17 protein-coding genes are annotated in these 20,270 nt (G+C 36.3%); 6 read left to right on the top strand and 11 right to left on the bottom strand.

The features are described from left to right. Nucleotides 1–29 precede the first annotated feature (29 nt). A complete protein-coding gene (locus CDA10_RS07965; RefSeq protein ID WP_089605069.1) occupies nt 30–4,565 on the bottom strand; it encodes a translocation/assembly module TamB domain-containing protein in 4,536 nt (1,511 codons plus the stop codon). A gap of 59 nt (nt 4,566–4,624) precedes the next feature. Beyond that, nucleotides 4,625–7,348, bottom strand: a complete 2,724-nt coding sequence (locus tag CDA10_RS07960) for an autotransporter assembly complex protein TamA (protein WP_089605068.1) — start codon at nt 7,346–7,348, stop codon at nt 4,625–4,627. Nucleotides 7,349–7,526: 178 nt separating this feature from the next. Between CDA10_RS07960 and CDA10_RS07955 the strand changes: the two genes are divergently transcribed. Together CDA10_RS07955 and coq7 are read left to right on the top strand one after the other, a co-directional pair. Then, the gene (locus CDA10_RS07955) at nt 7,527–8,846 is read left to right on the top strand and encodes an MFS transporter (protein WP_089605067.1); all 1,320 of its coding nucleotides are present in this window, start codon (nt 7,527–7,529) and stop codon (nt 8,844–8,846) included. Nucleotide 8,847: 1 nt separating this feature from the next. After that, on the top strand, nt 8,848–9,483 hold the full coding sequence (coq7, locus tag CDA10_RS07950; protein WP_089605066.1) for a 2-polyprenyl-3-methyl-6-methoxy-1,4-benzoquinone monooxygenase: 636 nt from the start codon (nt 8,848–8,850) through the stop codon (nt 9,481–9,483). A 193-nt stretch (nt 9,484–9,676) separates the two neighbouring features. Here coq7 and CDA10_RS07945 read toward each other — a convergent pair whose 3' ends face one another. The 5 genes from CDA10_RS07945 to CDA10_RS07925 form a co-directional block, all read right to left on the bottom strand. Continuing rightward, nucleotides 9,677–10,219, bottom strand: coding sequence for a hypothetical protein (locus CDA10_RS07945; RefSeq protein WP_089605065.1), 543 nt, complete (start codon nt 10,217–10,219; stop codon nt 9,677–9,679). Nucleotides 10,220–10,247: 28 nt separating this feature from the next. Then, nucleotides 10,248–10,679 carry a 2-amino-4-hydroxy-6-hydroxymethyldihydropteridine diphosphokinase gene (locus CDA10_RS07940; RefSeq protein ID WP_089605064.1) on the bottom strand — a complete coding sequence of 144 codons (432 nt, stop codon included), beginning with the start codon at nt 10,677–10,679 and terminating at the stop codon, nt 10,248–10,250. After that, a complete protein-coding gene (gene folB / locus CDA10_RS07935) occupies nt 10,636–11,016 on the bottom strand; it encodes a dihydroneopterin aldolase (protein ID WP_089605063.1) in 381 nt (126 codons plus the stop codon). The genes CDA10_RS07940 and folB overlap by 44 nt, the downstream gene beginning before the upstream one ends. A 272-nt stretch (nt 11,017–11,288) precedes the next feature. Further along, complete coding sequence (locus CDA10_RS07930) at nt 11,289–12,587, bottom strand: ABC1 kinase family protein (protein WP_089605062.1); 1,299 nt, start codon at nt 12,585–12,587, stop codon at nt 11,289–11,291. A 39-nt stretch (nt 12,588–12,626) separates the two neighbouring features. Further along, on the bottom strand, nt 12,627–13,409 hold the full coding sequence (locus CDA10_RS07925; RefSeq protein ID WP_089605061.1) for a HesA/MoeB/ThiF family protein: 783 nt from the start codon (nt 13,407–13,409) through the stop codon (nt 12,627–12,629). A 245-nt stretch (nt 13,410–13,654) separates the two neighbouring features. Here CDA10_RS07925 and CDA10_RS07920 point away from each other — a divergent pair, with 245 nt between their 5' ends. Continuing rightward, nucleotides 13,655–14,128, top strand: a complete 474-nt coding sequence (locus CDA10_RS07920) for an Lrp/AsnC family transcriptional regulator (protein ID WP_089605060.1) — start codon at nt 13,655–13,657, stop codon at nt 14,126–14,128. A gap of 46 nt (nt 14,129–14,174) precedes the next feature. Continuing rightward, a complete protein-coding gene (locus tag CDA10_RS07915) occupies nt 14,175–14,654 on the top strand; it encodes a GrpB family protein (protein ID WP_089605059.1) in 480 nt (159 codons plus the stop codon). Nucleotides 14,655–14,702: 48 nt separating this feature from the next. Here the strand turns inward: CDA10_RS07915 and CDA10_RS07910 are convergent, their stop codons facing one another. After that, complete coding sequence (locus CDA10_RS07910; RefSeq protein ID WP_089605058.1) at nt 14,703–15,452, bottom strand: YebC/PmpR family DNA-binding transcriptional regulator; 750 nt, start codon at nt 15,450–15,452, stop codon at nt 14,703–14,705. A gap of 108 nt (nt 15,453–15,560) precedes the next feature. Next, nucleotides 15,561–16,124 carry a 1-acyl-sn-glycerol-3-phosphate acyltransferase gene (locus CDA10_RS07905; protein ID WP_089605057.1) on the bottom strand — a complete coding sequence of 188 codons (564 nt, stop codon included), beginning with the start codon at nt 16,122–16,124 and terminating at the stop codon, nt 15,561–15,563. A gap of 399 nt (nt 16,125–16,523) precedes the next feature. Between CDA10_RS07905 and CDA10_RS07900 the strand changes: the two genes are divergently transcribed. Beyond that, nucleotides 16,524–17,078 (top strand): LexA family protein, encoded by a 555-nt coding sequence (locus CDA10_RS07900; protein WP_089605188.1) that lies wholly within the window; start codon nt 16,524–16,526, stop codon nt 17,076–17,078. Further along, a complete protein-coding gene (locus CDA10_RS07895) occupies nt 17,075–18,373 on the top strand; it encodes a Y-family DNA polymerase (protein WP_089605056.1) in 1,299 nt (432 codons plus the stop codon). Before CDA10_RS07900 ends, CDA10_RS07895 begins: the two co-directional genes overlap by 4 nt. A gap of 226 nt (nt 18,374–18,599) precedes the next feature. Here the strand turns inward: CDA10_RS07895 and CDA10_RS07890 are convergent, their stop codons facing one another. Further along, nucleotides 18,600–19,304 (bottom strand): hypothetical protein, encoded by a 705-nt coding sequence (locus tag CDA10_RS07890; protein WP_089605055.1) that lies wholly within the window; start codon nt 19,302–19,304, stop codon nt 18,600–18,602. A 237-nt stretch (nt 19,305–19,541) separates the two neighbouring features. After that, on the bottom strand, nt 19,542–20,075 hold the full coding sequence (locus CDA10_RS07885; RefSeq protein ID WP_089605054.1) for a GNAT family N-acetyltransferase: 534 nt from the start codon (nt 20,073–20,075) through the stop codon (nt 19,542–19,544). Between the last annotated feature and the right edge of the window lie 195 nt (nt 20,076–20,270).

The following is a 20,270-nucleotide window of genomic DNA, read 5'->3' as shown; positions in this document are numbered from 1 at the left end:
GGCTTTTTATTTAGCTTAGATTCTAACTTTTAGAATCTCCAATGATAGAATAAGTCAATCGCTTTTTCTAAAGACTGGCTAGCTTCTAAATATAAACGCTTATTCATCTGATAACGTAAGGTTAATTTATTCACTGGGGTAAATACCCCCACGCCATAACGGATATATAAGTCAGGGGTAATATAGCCCGTTAAACTCACTTGGGTATCATCACCCGTACCCTGCGCATCAAAAGACAAGCCACTTAAACCAAAAGTACGACCAATTTGATTGGTAAATGCTCGAGTACCACCAAGCCCCAAACTAAGGCCTGCCGCTGCAATCGTATTATTGACATCAGACTTGAAACCTTGTTCATTGCTTAAACCACTTGAGCCTTCATTGATACGCCCTGTGATTAAAGCATTCATCGCCTCTTGATCAGATAATCCCGCATCATTATAGACTTGGATATTTGGACTCGACGCCGTACCCGTAATACGAACCCCGACAATACTGCCTGAAATACTCTTGTTGGTATCAACATCCAATGTTGGATTCGCCAATGGCCCATTGAAACGAGCAATTGCACGATTCAAATCTAAACGCTGACCATAAGCTTCGATTGTCACTTTTTGACTCACACCAATTGCACCATTGGCACGCATGGCTGTTTCTAAACCACGTTGTGACAAATACAAACGTCCAACCAAAGGTATTCGACTATTAAAGCCTTCAAAAACTACTTTATCACCGAGGTTTACAGTAATATCTGCACGAATGTCCCACGGTTTAGCTGCACGTAAAATCGCAAGCTGATTCTCACCTTCTTTTACAATTCGAACATCTGGCGAAACATTAACTACTGTTGCACTGGACTCAGGCATAGAAATCAAAGCGCGTGGCACATCAACATTTCCCTTAACAGCCACTCGCTTACTCATTGGCAATGCATCTACTTCAATATCAGTATCAACAACAGCTGTAATCAATGGTGCTTGACGAATAAGTAATTTTTCACCGTTTAATTTTAATTGCACACGAAGATCATTTTTCCAATCAATACTACCATTGATTTTCCCGACACCACGCCCGCTATTAAAAGCTCCGTTTATCGTCACTACATCTTGGTGAATTGAAGAATAAATTTGCATATTACTTAAATTGACTGGTAGTGAAATCATACTGATCTCACCATTCTTTAACCGCATTTCGCCATCGAATAGTGGTTGAGTTAAAGTTCCACTAATCTTGCCTGCAAGTGACAATGTGCCATTCAATTTGCGTACATCTGCAATAAATGGTTTTAAAATTTGTAGTTGAACTTCATTGAAGGCAACTTCGCCACGCATCGGTTTAGAGTCAACATACGGGTTTACAATAACACTCGCATAACCCGTACCAATATTCGGTGCTTTTAAATCAACACGCAGTAACAACCCATCTGCAATACTTTTGGCAATAATGCTCGCTTCATCATAATTCATTGATGTTGAAGGATCATTTGGATCTTCAGCAGCAATACCAATTTGACCATTACGAGTAATTAATTTTGCATCGAGTTTAGGTTTAGAACCTTGTACCCACGATGCTTTTGCGTAACCATTTAATTTACCTGTTAATGCTAAGCCAGCAGGCATAAATGCAGCGAAATCATTTAAATCTAAATTTTGAGTTAAAAATGAAACGTTTCCACTCTTTTGACTTGCTCGTATCGGCTGATCAAAACATAACTGGCTTTGTTGGCTCTGCCAACAATGCTGTCCAATGTATAATTCTGCTTTTGCAGATGAGTAAATGATCGGCGCATTCTTTTGCTGAAGTAAATGAGCACGAACCGAATCGAACTCGCCTTTTTGCACTTGTCCTAACCAATCATTCTGCGCATTAAAACCACCCGCTAATTGCACATAGAATTTTGAATAATAATTCCAACCTTGTAATTGCAGTAAATGTGCCTTTCGCGTTCCAGATAAAGTCATCGCAGCATGTTGAATTTCACGATTACCGCTACGCAAAGTATCCATTTGCGCAACCATTTTTGAAGGTATCACTTCAGATGTAGGTAATTCGCCTTTCAAACTGAGCTTTTTAATACTGATATCATTAAAGCTAAAACCATCGACTATCAAGTTTGCAGTTGCACTCAAACGAGGCTGTACTTGCAGATTTAAATAACCATATGCTTTACCACGCAATCCTGGATAGATTTCATACAAAGCAGGTGCATTTACTTTTAATCGAAGATTTTGTGCATTTCCCGTTGCCTGAACTTGATTGTTGGCATAGGACAGGAATAAGTTATTTGCCTCAAACTGCTGAGGAATAAAACCTTTTTGATCCGAATTCAGCATGATTGCCAAATTACCACGACCACGCAAAGGCTTATTATTAATCATGCCTGCAATATTCAATTGTTGAATATTGATTCGTTTTTGCTTATCTGACCAATTCCCCTGGGTCTTAACATTACCCGAAACTTCACCACGAACTGAGGAAACAAAGTATTGCGGTTTAAAACGAACCAATGATGTATTGATATCCCAACTGAACCCATTGGCGATATGCACTAAACCACTGGCAAACACTTTCCCTGCAATTCCGTCATGCTGTAATTCTGAAATTTTGATCAATTCTGGTGTCCCAGAAATGCGTAGTTTTAATAAACCACTGCCTTGTTTCAATTGAGTTGCATGGAGTGCGCCATCATAATTCACAGCGAAGCTTTTAAATGCACCACCTGCTTTTTGATCAGCAAAAATAATCGCAGCAGTACTCTTACCCGTCAGTTGAATCGTTTCAGGATTAGCCTGATTAGCAATTCTTCCTGTTAAATTAATAGCATCAAATGACATAAGCTGTTGATTAGGTTTAGCAAAGCCATTTGCCTTAATCTGACCATTTAACAAATTAACAGGTGCAGCCGCCACAACAGATTGTGGATTAAAATCTTTAGCATTCAATAAAGCCGTCCACTTTAATTGACGCTTTTCTGTCGGCAATTCAATCACAGCATTACCCGACAAGCTGCCCTGATCTGCTAAATAATTAAACGTTGGAATATGTAAATCATTACCTTTTAAATCTAGTTGCGCATTATATTTACCTGTAGGCAAAGTCCCTTTTTCATTTTTACGAACAACGGTTGCGACATGAATATTTTGCTGACCTTCAAGCAAGGCTAAATTGACTTGACCTTGCTGACTACTTAACCACCCGACATAAGGAACCGCTCGATCTATATTTTTCCAGTCTACACCCAGTAGCATCGGTTCAGGTTTTTTACTTTTTTGCTCTGCTTGATCCAGTTTTACATTCCAAGTTTCATACTTATCAAAAGCCACATTTGCTGTTAAATGCAACCCTTGTTTTAATGCGCCGATTGAACCGATATTGGCATCTAAAGATGGAGGTAGAAAATCTTGAATTACTTGAGGAATCAGTTTGTCTTTTGGGTTAATCCGATCTAAACGCCCTTTGACATCCCAATGTACGTGATCTTGCCAACTGACTAGACCTGCAGCATTCACTGCGCCACCCATCAACTGACCATTCACATTACTGATATTCAATTGATTGATTAGGTCAGTATGCGCCAAACCAGTATATTGACCTTGTGGAATATTTTTTCCGCTAATATCTGTATTAACATCTAGGTTTAAACCTTTGATATCACCTTGAAATTTTGCAATACCATTCTTTGATAATAGCTCTTGTTCCAATAACAATGGCCAATGGTAATCTTTAAGATTTAAAGCACCAAACATAGGGACATTTGGACGTACTGGGTGCAATACAACCCATCCCGTTAACATATCTGGTGTTTTTGTTGCGACACCCGCTTTAATCGTGTCTAAAGAGCCACGTGCTTGCACATAGATATCTTGAACATTTAAACTTTTTAATGATGGTAAGCGAAGAATACCTTGCGCATTTAATGGATATTTCCCTTTAAAATCCATATTGCCTTTGGCATTTTTAACAGACAAATAGCCCATGTCCATGCTTGAATTTTCAAACTTTAAATCAGTACCAGACCAAAGTGCTTTTTCTAAATGTACGTCGTTAAAATCAACTTTGGCAGAATGGGTTTGGATCTCTAAATGATCAACATCCCCCTTATCTACACGTAAAACAAAAGGTAGTTTGATTTCATTAAACTTAAAAGGTTCATTATTCGGTGGTAATTTCGTAATAATTCTTAAATTATTGACATCAGCATGGCTTAAATGAATCTCTTTATCAAAAATAGCTCTCCAACCTAGAGAAACATTAGCTCGATCAATTTTAATATCAACAGGCTTAAGACTAACAATAATATTTTTAAGAATAATGCCTTGTAAAAGATTACCGCCTTCATATTGATAATGGATAATTTTTTGACTTGCAGCAACGCGATCAAGTAAAAACTTACTGCCTTTATCTGTACTAAACATAACAGCTAATGCAGCAACCAATAAAACAATGATCAAAAGTACAGACAAAAGAATATTACGCAATAAATTACGCTTCTTTGCCGTTTGCTCAGGCTCTAATTGATTACTTTGTTGTTCATTTTGAACATCTTGATGTTCTGCATCAGTCATATTATTTCCAAATTTCTCACTGATTTTTAATCATTCATTTATTTTAGGGGCTGTGAATATTAAAGTTGCGATCCGATATAGAAATGCAATCGAATCGGATGATCAGGATCTGATACTCCCGAAGCTAAATCTATTCGAATTGGACCAATTGGAGATTTCCAACGAATTCCTAAACCTAAACTATACTCTGAACTATTACTAAAGCTTTTGTCGTAGGCATTACCAACATCACTAAATATTGCTGCACGCCAGCCTTCTTTAAACTGATAGTTATATTCTAATGATCCGACAGCTAAAGCTTGCCCTCCAACATCATAGCCATATTCAACAGGTGAAAGACTTTTATAATCAAAACCTCTTAGGCTTTGATCACCACCTGCAAAAAATCTTAAATTATAAGGCACTTGTTGAAAATCTTTGGCAAAAATATAGCCTACATCTAAACCACCAACAAATTGATGATTATCGTTTTTCCCCAATGAATATAACCCTTTCCACGTTGCATTGGCGATTGCCATATCGGTATCTGTGAGCAAAGACTCACTACCCATTTGAATTTTATAAGACTGCTTAAAGCCACGTGTTGGATTTACTCGGTTATCACTATCGGTTTTCGTTGCTTCATATCCAAATAATAGCGATTGTTGTACTGCGTTTGAGCCTGGTACTAAAAATGCATCTGGAATATCATCTATATCGACTGCGCCCGTTTGATTAAGTCGGTCTAAACGATAACGCACACCAAAAATATGCTGCCATTCTTTACGAGAACCTTTAATAATACGGTCTACACCAGCAACTGCCGAGTCAATAGTGAGATCTAAATCATTACCCACACCACCACGATCTTCACGCTCATAACCTGCGACTAAACTAATATAATCATTGAGTGGGTGTTTATAAGGAATATTGTACCGTGTATCAAAAGATTGACGGATTTGAGATAACTCAAAATTGGCGTCAAAAGAATGCCCTAAATGATTCACAATGGCACGGCGATACTGACTACGCAAACGAACGCCTGTATCTGTTCCAAAACCGATACCTGTTTCCAAGCTGTTGAGACGATCTGCATTTAAGGTCACAATCACAGGAATTTTCTTTTCTTCACGTGCTTTATCTTTTAACAAATCTTCTTCAGATTCTTTTTCTTTTTGTTGGACTTGTAATTGCCTTTGGCTTGGATTTACATCCGCCTGTTGAGTACCTGCGAATTGATTTTCATTGACAACATTCTGAGTCACTTCTTTACTAGATTGCTTGGTTTGTTCAACCTGCGTTTGTTCTGAAAATGAGGACGCAGCGATTTTTTCCTGATCGACCAAAGCTTGTAAATCTGCGGGTAATTCTAAAGGTTTTACAATTGGATCAGGCTTAATCGCATCAACTAAAGCATAGTTAAAATAACGTGAGTTGGTTAAATTATTCGCCAAACCATTGACACGCCATGCTGTATAGTCAGCGCCATCTTGCCAAGGTGCCATAGATTCAAGGATTTTTAAATCGATCGGTAACGGCTTTGAAGGATCACTCATTCTAAATTCAACATGACCTAATTTGTAGCGTTCACCTGTTTCATATTTTAAATTGATCTTGGCTTTATTTTGTGGCTGCTCAACTTTAACATCATGCAAGCGCCAATAACTGTCAAAAAAACCGTTATTGGTTGCGGCATCGACAATACGCGTCTTGGTCGTTTCATACGAGCCATGATTAAAAATATCACCTACATCTAAGTCAGGCAAAACTCGTATCACTTGGAATTGAGCGAGATTTGCTCCCGCACCACTCGCTTCTATATTTTGTTCTTCTAAAATAACGGGTTTATTTGCAACAACATTCACTTTTAAATGTATATCATCAACTTTTGAAAACTTAAATTGCGCATTGTAATAACCAACAGCTTGAGCTGCTTGCACAGTCAGCGTTCTTAGTTGCGGAACAGAACCATTAAAATCTAAAAATGCCTCTTGGGTAAATGTCGATAATTTCGCTTTAATATTATTGGCAAGTACTGTCGGCGCACCATCAACCGTTACTGTAATTTTTGGAATTGTCGCCACATTACTTTGTGGTTTAATGACTTTATTCATCAAACCTTTAAAAAAACCAACTTTAATTTCTTCAGATTTCTCTTCATTCAAAGTCGGATCTGTTAATGTTTTCGCTGCATCATTTCTTTCTACCGCAATCTCTTGATCAGAACGAATCGTTTGTATGAGTTGGTCAACATTGACTGGTGCTTGAGTAATCTCTGAGACTTCTTGCTGCGTTGCGTCGCTTACAACCACTTCAGGTGTTTGTGTTACACCATTTCTAAAATCAAGCGCTTCTTTCTTTGCTTCTTCAGCCACTTGAAAAATTTCATTCGTTAAAGATTGATCAACGGGTGCAATCGGTAAATCTTCAAGATCATCAAATTGAATCGGCTTAAAATCATCCTGAACGCCCAAGTTTTGTTCTTGCTGTTGAAGCATAGATAGACTATCGACAGATGTTACCGCCTGACTTTGTTCTATTTTTTCATCAATTTGGTCAATTTTCTCATTGGGCAAACCTTGTTGTTTTGCAACAGTTTCTAATTGCTCTTGCGTATTGATAATTTCAGTTGCTTGATTTCCTTGCTTTTGATCATCTTGAGTTGACGCTGCGTAACTTACGGGTGCAGCAAAAACACTTAAAAAAACACTTGCACATAACAGTTTATTGATATGATAACTATCGAAATGAAGATGCATACAATGTGCAAGTACAGATTTCTTAAATTTAATTTTTGCTGGCATACCAAGCTCTAATTATCTAAATATATTAAATGAAATTTACACTAGGCAATGTATATTTCTGAGACTCAAAAACAATTGGTTTTAAACATGATTTAAGGTTAAAACATGATACATGATTTTGTATGATAGTTACTATTTCACCACATTTTTCATATATAACTAAATGAAGTCATCTACAATGGAAAAAAATGAGCATATTCTAGCTACACGGCGTTTTTTGCCGATGTTTCTTACCCAATTTTTTGGTGCATTAAACGATAATGTTTATAAACAATCGCTTTTGCTCGTCATCACCTATGGATGGATTCAACAACAATCTGCAAGTATAAGTACACTCAACAACCTTGCTGCATTGTTATTTATTCTACCTTATTTCATCTTTTCTGCGACAGCAGGACAAATTGCAGATAAGTACGAACGTTCATTTTTAGTCCGAAGTATCAAAATACTCGAAATTATTATCATGCTGATCGCTTCAGCTGGTTTTTTATTGGGCAATTTATGGATTTTACTTTTTGCTTTATTCCTAATGGGAACCCATAGTACTTTCTTTGGGCCGATTAAATACGCAATTTTGCCTGATATTTTAAAACCCAATGAATTAATGTCTGGAAATGCACTATTTCAGTCTGGAACGTCCATCGCCATTTTAATTGGTATGATTTTAGGTGGAGCGGTAATTTCGCTTTCTGAAGGCAATATGATTTGGATTTGCTTAACCATCATAGCAATTGCAGTGATTGGTTATCTATGTAGTCGTTTTGTCCTTAAACAACCCACGACCAATACCGATTTAGAGATCGACTGGAATTTCTTTCGCACCAGTTTTCAAACAATTCGTTATGCGAAAAGCTTACCTTTAATTTTTACCATCCTTTTAGGCAACTCATGGTATTGGTTCTATGGAGCTACATACCTCACACAAATTCCCCAATTAACACAGCAAAATCTACATGCCAATGAAAATGTCGTGAGTCTACTTTTGACTTTCTTTTCTGTGGGTATTGGTGTCGGTTCTTTACTGTGCCGTAAAATTGGTGGGACTGAAGTTAATATTAAAATGGTACCGATCGGTGCGATTGGTTTAACGGTCTTTGCACTTTATTTAGCCGCAAGTTTAGCTTTCGTTCCTGAACGTACTGGCGATTTAATGACACTTACAGACATGTTTAATTCAGGTGCTGCTTATTATCATGTCATGTTTGCTGTTACTCTATTGGGGATTAGTGGTGGATTCTATATCGTTCCTTTATATGCCATGATGCAAGCCTATGCACCTAAATCACATCGTGCACGTGTGGTTGCTGCCAACAATATCTTTAATGCGATATTCATGGTTTCCTCTGCGATTTTCTCTATAATTATCTTAAGTATTTTAAAAATAGATATTAAAATTCTATTTTGTATTACCGCTATACTCAGTGCGATTTTTAGTACGTGGTTATTAATTCGTTTAAAACCACTGATTGCCACAACTCAAGCTTCTTTGGAGGACTAATATGCGTCAATATACTGGCATTGATAAACTGATCAATTCATTCGATCAAGCTTTAAGAAGTTTAGTACCAGGCGCGACGTCTGCACAAAGAGCAAATCCGTCTAATGATACAGAAACCAAATTGGCTGTCAGTGAAGCTCGCCATGTTGCGGGTTTAATGCGTGTAAATCATACAGGTGAAGTGTGTGCCCAAGCGCTTTATCATGGGCAAGCTTTAACTGCAAAGCTGCCGAATGTACGCCGTGAGATGGAGTTTGCTGCAATCGAAGAACAAGACCATTTGGCATGGTGTGAAGACCGTTTAAAAGAGTTAGATAGTCATACCAGTTTATTGAATCCTGTTTGGTACGGACTTTCTTTTGGCATGGGCGCACTTGCAGGTATCGCGGGTGATAAATACAGTTTAGGTTTTGTTGCAGAAACTGAACGTCAAGTGAGTTTGCATTTACAACATCACATTAGCCAACTGCCTGCGCAAGATGAACGATCACGTAAAATTCTAGTACAGATGAATGAAGATGAATTACATCATCGTGATGCGGCTTTAGACGCAGGCGGTGTTGATTTACCCATTCCAGTTAAAATCACCATGACGGCTATTTCTAAATTGATGACCAAGACCAGTTATTTTATTTAAAAAACTTTTTATTTTTGATATTCCTCACCATGTCAACGGTGAGGAATATACTCAGCAAAGAAAGGACTTAAACGTTTTAGAATAAATAGCATTGCGCTTTTTATACTAATACACCTCTTTTTTAAATAATTTCTACTCTACTCAGTTAATTTCTTTGAATATTTTCAATCAATAACCGATTGAATAAGTAGAACTACTCACTCAATCCAAAAAGTAATTTATCATTGTGTGGTGCTAATTTTGTGGCCTCTACAGGTAATAAAGATGGATTTAATGGATAAACTGCACCATCAAATTTCAACATCACTTGCCCATGCTTTCGGCTATAAACCAACAACTGTTTCCAACCATTACTAACATACGTTGTTGAATAGACGGGGCTATCAACCAAAGTTGTTTTACTCAAAAATTCAAATGCTTGGTTCGGTTTCCCTTTAAAAATTAGCATGGTACAACCGCCTGAACCACACCAATCCATACCATTCAAAAGCACTAAAGCATCTTGTTGCCCATCGCCATTCAGATCATCAAAAGCCACCTCATAAGCAGATGAATCTTTTGTATAAGCAAAAACACTTTGTTTTAAATGACTATCACGTTGTTGCGCAGACTGATTTTTAACTTCTGCTTTTGATATAACCTCTGTGTTTAATCGTTGAATCGGTTGTTCAGGTATATGTGTACACGCACTAAATAAAACCGCAGTGCTCAACAATACCAATGATTTCAAATACATCACTATAACCTTCTAACTTTTCAGATTCTTATAAAACTATAACAGGGAATGGATGCTTGGAATGATTGAATAACATATCTTGCCAAATATCATACATTGGAATCTTAACATCCAAAGCCAATGGTAATTTTTTAGGATTAAATTGCATTTGCGTTAAATCGTTGCCCCATGCAATCAAATCGACATCTAAAGAGATATTGTGTGAAGGACGAACACGACCTGAATCTGCTTCCATTTTCTTTAATAAGGTGATGATTTCATCAACAGATAATTGGCTTTTAAGCAAACATGCGGCATTCCAATAATCTGCACCTACGCCATCACGACATGGAATAATATAAATTTTTGAAAAAGTGGCTTCACCCAAACTCAAAATCTGAGCAAATGTTTTTTGAAAATGATATTGAGGAGCGCTATTACTCGCCAGAGCTAAGGCGAATATCGTTTCGGTGGCGTTCAAGGCGAATTCCTACAGAATTTGCTTGCGGGATAATGGCAGGCTTACGGATGGTAATCATAATCGATTCAACTGACGGATAGGTAGCAAAAAGCGCATTTAAAACCAATTTAGCCGCATGTTCGATCAATTTCGGGGCAGCATCTTGAATGACTTTACTCGAAATCTCACAAATTTCTGCATAATTCAATGTGTCTTCTAGCTCATCTGAGTTAGATGCTTTTTCTAAACAGGTCTGAATCGTGAGATCAAGCATTAAAGGCTGAATAATTTGGCGTTCCCAATTGAAACAGCCAACAACCGTATCCACTTTTAAACCTTCAATGATAATTGCGTCCATAACGATTTCAAATTCTCTATTCAAATTAAAAAGTCCCCCTGAACAAGTTTTAAAGTGCTGCTTTAAAACGAAGTGCAAGTAAGGGGGATTTAGGAGGATTCCATTAAAAGCAATCCCTCTCAACCTCCCTTTAAAAAGGGAGGAGATCCATATCAATGTCCAATAACAAAGCTGAATCAAATAAAGTCCCCTTTTGAAAAAGGAAGACTTAAAAGGATTATTCAACAAATAAATTTAAATGCCCTTCCTTTATCAAAGAAAGGAGATCCATATCAATGCTTCAACAACGAGGCTGGATCTAAATCTTGCACCATTTGCAAACGTTGATCTGCATAAATATCGGTATATGGTGCAAGCACTCGCATGAACCGATCGAAATACAGCATTTGTTTAAATAACAATGCGAAATCACGTGGGAAACGAATGCCGTGACGCTCACCTACTGCAACCATATCCATCATAATGTCATTCAAATCAGAAGGATTTGATGTCATGATTTTTTGTGGATCAGCCAGTAAAACACCACTAAATAGACGTTCCAAATCATCCGCTAAGACTTGCGTATCAATTTGTTTACTCGTCATGCCCATACCCAACATATTTTGAGCCATGAGTGTGTAATCTGTCTTTTGTAACGCATCCATAAATGCCATACAGGCTTGCCATACTTCAGGCTTAAGCTGCCCTACAATACCGAAGTCAATAAAGCCTATACGCCCATCTTCAAGCAACATCAGGTTACCTGCATGCAAATCTGCATGAAATGATTGACACAGCATTAAGCTACCAAACCATGTATTCATGGCAGTAATGAGGACTTGTGACGGATCTTTTGAAACTTTTCTAACCACATCAAAATCAGTTAATGGCACACCATACAAGCGTTGCATGGTCAATACACGGCGAGTTGAGTACTGGTGATAAACCTTTGGAGCAGTCGCAGCATGATTCTGAGAAACATTTAAATAATTCACAAAATCATCAAGATTTTGCGCTTCTTCAATAAAATCAACTTCACGTACCATGCGTGTTTTAATTTCTTCAACAATATCTGCCAATGAAGCGAATTTCACTTTAGGAACTGCTTTTTCTAAGATTTTTGTTGCCCAATGCAAAACATTTAAATCCGTATAGAGAATGGTTTCCACACCAGGCTTTTGCACTTTGATAACAACATCTTCACCTGTCACCAATTTCGCAGCATGAACTTGTGCAATAGAAGCTGAAGCCAATGGCTTCTCTTCAATAGAAGCGAAAATTTCACTTAAATCTCGTCCTGCAAACTCTTGCGCTAATACACCTTGTACATAACTAAATGGCAATGATGGTGTTTGATCTAGACAACCTTGAAATTCTTCAACATATTCACGAGGAAATAATGAAGGTGTACTGGCAATGAATTGTCCCAACTTAATATAAGTTGAACCCAAAGATTCAAAAGTTTCACGCATAAGTTTTGCGTTACTTGGTTTTTCAGTGGCATATTTAATGCCTGCTTTCGCTGCGATTACAGCAGTTTCCCCGACTCGGGCTACTGAACGCAATCCATCTAACCAGATATTGTTTTTCATAATGTCTAAATAGAAATAAATTGAGACAAGTGTAGCAAATTAATCTGCCTTTGCAGTATGTCTTGCCTGACAGTTTGGACAATCTGTATCTTTTTCAAAGGCTAAAATTCGTTGTTTCATTGTTAACCCATCCCAAAGCAGCAATTTTTGCTTAAGTGGTGTCAGCGCTAAACCTAAATATAAAAGTGCATGATGTGCTTGCAAGCTTGCCATTACATTCGGTGTTGTCGCTAAAACCCCTGAGTCCGCACAGCGAAAGCTTTCATTGATGTGTTGTTCTTTAGGAAATAAACATTCATAACATGCTGAATTTCCTTCGACCATAAACAACTGACCTTGGAAACCAATTGCCGATGCACTAATCAACGGCACATTGAATTGGGTACAAACCTGATTGACCAAATAACGTGTGGTGAAATTATCACAACCATCTAGGACTAAATCCTGCTGTGTAATCAATGATTGGGCATTGAGTTCATCAAGTTTAGTAGTATGACTTTCCACTTGAATAAATGGATTAATCTGTTGTAAACGCTTAGCCAGTATTTCAGATTTGTAAAAACCAACATCTTGTTCTGTATAAGCAATTTGACGTTGTAGATTACTGATTTCAATGGTATCTGCATCTATAAGCGTAATTTTCCCAACACCTGCACGAGCCAATAACTCAGCCGTGGTACACCCTATTCCACCGCAGCCCACAATAAGAATATTGGCAAGTTTGAGCTTTTCCTGTGCTTCAATATCCCAACCATCAAGTAAAATTTGACGTGAATAAAGATGTATTTCAGATTCGGTGAGTTCTAAATCATTTTCGAGCATTTGAGAAGATATTTTTCAATTTTAATCAGTATAAAGTAAAATATTCAAATTGAATGCTTACATTACTATATTTTGAGTTTTTAACCGAATTTTGATTATTTAAAATTCAACCTAAAATAACTACATTTATTATTTCCACAAAAGCCTGTATTGTCGATATTTTTCCCATAATTTCATCAAATATTGAAATTTTTATCAAATCATTCTACATTAATGTAGAAAAAAATTTCACACAGGATTTAAACATGGAACTTGATCGCTACGATAAACAAATTCTCGAAATTTTAACAAATGAAGATATCAACCTAAATGAACTGTCTGAGCGTATTAGCCTTTCTGTAAGCTCAGTACACCGTAGAATCAAGCATTTGATTGAAACTAATATCATGACCAATTTAAAACGTGATATTAATTTTGAGAAATTAGGTTTTAAATTACACGTAATATTACAAGTATCACTGAGTAAACACGACAGTGATACTTTTGCTAAATTCTTAGAAGAACTTGAAAGCATTCCTGAAGTGATTAATGCCTTCTTAGTCACAGGTCAAACGGCTGATTTTCTAGTTCAAGTTGTGGCAAAAGATATGGAAAATTACAGTGAAATTCTATTAAAACGTATCGGTAAAATTGATCATGTGGTCGCACTGCATTCTAGCTTTGTGATTAAAGAATACAATCAAGTCTTTAACTGTACTGGACTGCTCAATCGCGTTTAAGTCTTATGGTAAATACAATATAAGACTTCATTTTAATTGGTATGACATGAAATTTTATTTAGCAGAAGAATACCAACCACAATGCAAAGTGTTGTTTGAATACTATCAAACTCAAATCAGCACAGTTTTACCATATGCAAAAATTGAACATATCGGTGCTTCTTCTATTCCTCACGCCATTTCTAAAGGTGATTTAGATATTTATATTGCAGTGTCACAATCTGAATTTGATGATGCTATTCAAAAACTTTGGACATTAAATTTCCGAGAGAAATTAGAAACATTGAGAACAAATCAACTGTGTATGTTGGAATCTCAAAATGGTGATGACGTTGCTTTTCAACTGATTGTAAAAGGTTCTGAGTTTGAATCATTTATTACATTTAGAGATCGGCTTAGACAATCACCTGAACTCATTAAAAACTACAATGATCTAAAAAGACGCTGTGAATATTTAGATATGGCAGATTATCGTACAGAAAAAAATCGATTCATTTCAGATGTTCTAGATAGACATAAAACTTAACTCAATAAAAAACGCACTCATCGGTGCGTTTTTTAACTCAAATATAAGTTAAGCGTCTAACTCAGCGAGTACTTCATCTGAGAATTCAACGTTGGTATAAACGTTTTGCACATCATCAAGATCTTCAAACATATCAATCATTTTTAAGATTAATTTTGCTTGATCAATATCAGTAATTTCAGCTTTTGTTGAAGGACTCATAGTCACTTCGGCATTGTCAGATTTTAAACCTGCAGCAGCTAAAGCATCTTGAACAGTACCGAAAGTTTCAGGTGTTGTGATGACCAAAATCTCATCTTCACTCACTTCAATATCTTCAGCACCCGCGTCCAAAGCAACATCCATGATCTTATCTTCTAAAGAGACATCTTCAAAAGTAATCTCACCACGTTTGGTAAACATGTAGGCAACCGAACCCGCAGTTCCTAAGTTACCATTGGTTTTAGAAAAACAGTGGCGAACATCAGGTACAGTACGGTTCAAATTATCCGTCATGGTTTCAACAATTACAGCAACACCACCAACGCCATAACCTTCATAAGTTACTTCTTTCAAATCGGCATTTTCTTCACCACCAACACCACGCGCAGTTGCACGGTTGATGGTGTCACGTGTCATATTTGCCACCAAGGCTTTTTCGATAACTGCACGTAAACGTGGATTCGAAGCTACATCTCCACCGCCTAAACGAGCCGCAGTCACGATCTCACGAATAAATTTTGTAAATACTTTAGCGCGACTCGCATCTTGTTTTGCTTTACGATGCTTTGTGTTAGCCCACTTGGAATGACCCGCCATGCGAAATATGCTCCTGGTAGATTGGCCTTATGCCATATCAAATTTTTGCTAATTCTAGCATAAGCACTTTTTTATGAGAAAGTGCTTATTTTTTAGATTTTATCCAAATTACACTTTTTTTGGCTCAGGAATGACAATATCTAGCCCTGTATGCTCTTTATATAGTCGTTTAATTTCAGCTAAATCCTGATCTATATCCGAAGGATAGATTTTGCCAAAAATACCACCTTGCTTAGTTTTTGAATTTGCGTACATCAAAACAATCGGTACACCCGCTGCTTTAGCAATATGCCAAAACCCTGTACGAATTGGTTTACGAGCCTCTCCACGTTCAGCACGTGTTGCTTCTGGTGCGATAACTAAATTAAATTTATCGTTACTTTGAAACAACTCAACCATTTGCGTCACAATGTCTTGATTAGATTTACGATCAACAGCAATACCACCAACCCGCTCAAGAATCGGTTTCATTGGCCCTTTGAATAATTCTTTTTTAATTAAAGTATGAATTTTCAAATCATGAATTTGGAAAATCGCAAGGGACAGTACGGCATCCATCATCGATGTATGTTCAAAACCTATAATGACTTGTTTTTTTTCTAATACATTGGGCTTTACTTCATATGTCCAACCTGACAATTTAAAAGCTAACTCCCCCAATAACTTCTTCATGTTCTACCTAACATCATAAAAATAATTTGCGAATTGTCCGAGCATCTGCAAAAAAATACAATTGCTATTCAGTTCTTTTTTTACATTTGTATATTTATTTTGTCAAAACTGAGACTTAATACTAAACCATGGCAATTCTAAAACAGTAAAAACTGGTATTTTATCCTTTTTTACAAAAAAATAAGACCTCTTCATTTTGACTGAAAATCGCCTCAAACCCAATATTTACCGTGATTTTTCATTTTATATTCAGCCAATATTACACAAAAATAATCTTAGATATGAAAATAATCATTTGAATTTTATTCAATCAAGTTTTACAATTTTGATTATGTAACAAATTCGAGTTAAGTGATGAATGAGCCAAAACATCAGCATGATAATCACGGTAAAAGTGCAATGCCAAAACCCAATGATATCACTCGAATTCTAAAATCCAATCATATTCAGCTTGAACAAGCTCAACCTCCTCACACACTCAAATATGGCACATTAGAAATCAAAAATATCGAGAATCAAATATCTATTGAAATTGATCACATTCAAAAAATTAATCCTGTGACATTTACACAAATTCCTCTTGCAATTGAACGTGTACAAGCCGGTTTTCCTTCACCTGCTCAGGACTATATTGATAAAACGATTGATCTTAATGAACACCTGATTAAAAACCCAGTGGCAACCTTTATCGTTCGGGTTAATTCCCTTTCTATGCTCGGTATTGGTCTCGATATTAATGATGAGTTAGTTGTTGATCGCAGCCTTGAAGCCAAGCATCGAGACATTGTCATCGCTCTAATCGACAATGATTTCACAGTAAAACGATTGATGATTGAAAATGGTCAGCATTGGTTAAAAGCCGAAAACCCTGAATATAGCGATATTTATCTTGATGAAGGTCAAGAGCTTATCATCTGGGGTGTCGTCACTTATGCATTAAAGCACTTCAAATGAATACTCAAAATAGAATATTTGCACTTGTCGATGTCAATAACTGCTATGTCAGTTGTGAACGTGTTTTTGATCCATCTTTAAACAATAAGCCTGTTATTGTGCTGTCAAATAATGATGGTTGTGCTGTGGCGAGAAGTCAGGAAGCAAAAGATTTAGGCATAAAGATGGCTGTGCCATTCTTTCAAATCGAAGATATTGTACAGAAACACGATGTACAAGTGCTTTCAAGCAACTATGCTTTGTATACTGAAATGTCACGTCGTTTTCACGCAATATTGGGTGAATTTGTTACTACTTCAGAGCAAGAAATCTATTCAATTGATGAATGCTTTCTAGAACTAACTGCTTATGAAAATGTCTACGATCTGACTGAATATGCTCAAGAAATGCGTAGACGGATATGGAAATGGCTAGGTTTACCCGTTTGTATTGGTATCGGTCGAAGTAAAACAGAAGCAAAAATGGCCAATCACATGGCGAAAAAAGCCAAACGTTTTAGTGGTATATGCAATTTGGCAGCGATGGAGCCCAAACATCGTGATTATTTTTTCAGCCTGATTGATGTCAGTGAAGTTTGGAATGTCGGTCGTAAGCTTTCTAAAAAATTACATGCTATGAATGTTCACACGGTATTAGATCTCGCTTCTTCAAACCCAGCTCAAATGCAAAAACGCTTTTCAATTGTCATGGCAAAAACAGTTGCAGAGTTACAAGGTACATCTTGCATCGAATTTGAACATACTTTGCCAAGTAAAAAACAAATTATCGCCAGTCGTTCATTTGGCTCACGTATTACAGAACTCAATGACCTCAAAGAAGCCATAAGTGCCTATGCTCAGGATGCTTGTGCAAGACTTCGTGAAGGTAAATTACTTTGTGGTTGTATCATCATTTTTGTTCAATCCAGCCCTTTTGATGAGAATGTTTCTTTTTACAATCAATCTATTCCCTTTGCATTTTCTGAGCCCACAGACTGTGTGGCAGATTTAGTCAAAGCTGCAACTGAAATGCTTAAACATATTTATAAAAAAGGAATTAAATATAAGAAATGTGGGGTAATTCTGACAGCATTAGAGTCGAAAAATAGTCATGCTTTTGACTTACTTTCTGACAGATCAAACATTGAGAAAAAAGATAAATTAATGTCTGCTATCGAAGATATACAAGACCGCTTTGGTAAGAAAAAGTTAGGCATCGGTGCTTGTTATATTCCCGATCGCAGTTGGTCAATGAATCGTAATAAACTCAGTAAAAATCCTTTTCATTGGGATGAGCTACTAACAATAGATCATTAAAAAGTATGAGAAATAAAATGCTGACTGATTTTGATATGTACAAATAACCATATCATTTTTAAATCAATCAAAGTCTAAAATAATTATCACACATTATTTTTTAACGAAGTGCAGATTGAACAATTTCGAGTAGTGCCATACTTTTCTCCAAATATTAAAAACCCCAAAAGTGCTAACTTTTGAGGTTTCCATTGTTTATTTAAAGAAGCCGATTGGCCGTTTGATTTTAGAAGTTATATCGCATACCCGCTTTGTAGGTCATACCGTCAAAATCACCAATTGTATAGTTATAACGATCAATTCCCTCATGCGAAGAACATGTCCCTGAACCTGTGCTATTACTTATAGAACCATCATTACATCTCGTGTTTCCAGAAACATCCCATGCCCATTTGTAACCAACTCCACCATAAATTGAAAGTGATGGTGTAAATGTATACCCTAGTTCTAAACCTACAGGTATTGTGTAATAAACAGAATCATCAAAACCATCCGCACTAATTGCACTTATCCCCATACCAAGGGTAGCTAATGTATAAAAACCTTTGTAATCAATTAAATTAAAATGCCCACCATATGAAAATTCATACACATCACCATCAAAGTTTTTATTAGATTGGTACTCAAATTTTGCCCACATACCATGGTTATGTGGTGATGTTGAGTAACCAACTCCGAAACCTTTAAGATCTTCATCTATATTATTTGCAAATTTCCCTTTCTGCATAGAATACTCAAGCATAAGAGAATGATTTAATTCAGCTTCATTTTTAAATTTCTTTGGCTGTAATGTCTTTTCATTTTGATAGTTTTGAATCGCAACCAGTGTATTACTCATTGGTGTTGGTACACCTTGTTCGATTAATAATGGTTGATCTGCATGTGCTAAACATGCTGTACTTAAAACCCCAACTAAGAATAATTTTTTCATAAATTCATCATATAATTTCTTGTTATCATAATGTTACTGAAAGAATACATATTGTTCAATTAAAACAACCCACCGAAGTGGATTTGGTTTTGCCAATCTTTAATTTGCACCACTAACAATCGCATTTACACCCGCCAAAGTTGCTTGTTGTGCTAGATTTTGACCAGTCTTTTCAGCGATAGGAAACCTCAATACTAAAGTGATTAAACACGCTAGTTTAGATAAGGTTGCTTATAGTCATTTTTTAAAATAATCATCTTTTAGAATAGTCATCTTGATTTCATCTATATGCTCGCCTTTATATATCAATGCATTTTTTAAAATATCTATGATTTTGAATCCAAGTTTTTTATACACATGTAATCCACGTTTATTATGACTATAAACTTCTAGTTCTAACTGCTCCAAGTTCAAAACATTAAAAACAAAATCCAAAGCTAAATTCATCGCTTGAGTACCATAGCCTTGACCTGTCAGTTCGATATTACACATAGAAATTCGGAAACCCGCACTTTTATTGACTTGATCTATATCTATAATGACAAGTTCGCCAATCATTTGATGATTGATATTCAAACATATCGCAAAGTCATAACGATTTGTATTATTTTGACATTTCAATATATGTTGTTCGATTTGCTCTAATGTAAAATCTACAGTTGTTCCTGTCATATAGCGAATTTCTTCAATCTGCGTGCTCGCTAACAGAAGTGGCGCATCTGCAATACTGACTGGTCTTAAATAAAGTTCTAGATTTGTAAGTTTGTGCATATCATTTAATAAATCGGTGATGTATTTTAATTCACCACTTTAATCATTAGGTTTCAACCTATATTTGATTTTTAATAACCTTTTATTTTTGAAACTTCTAATAAATTAAATATTATCAACTCTTTCATCTAACGAAAACGATTATAAAAGATAATACGTTTTAGTATGTAATGATACCTATTCGGTCAGCATTAT

The sequence above is a fragment of the Acinetobacter piscicola genome, from assembly GCF_002233755.1.
In the GTDB taxonomy this organism is placed as follows: domain Bacteria; phylum Pseudomonadota; class Gammaproteobacteria; order Pseudomonadales; family Moraxellaceae; genus Acinetobacter; species Acinetobacter piscicola.
The sequence above is the reverse complement of the archived record's forward strand: the minus strand, read 5'-3'. Positions and strand labels throughout refer to the sequence as shown.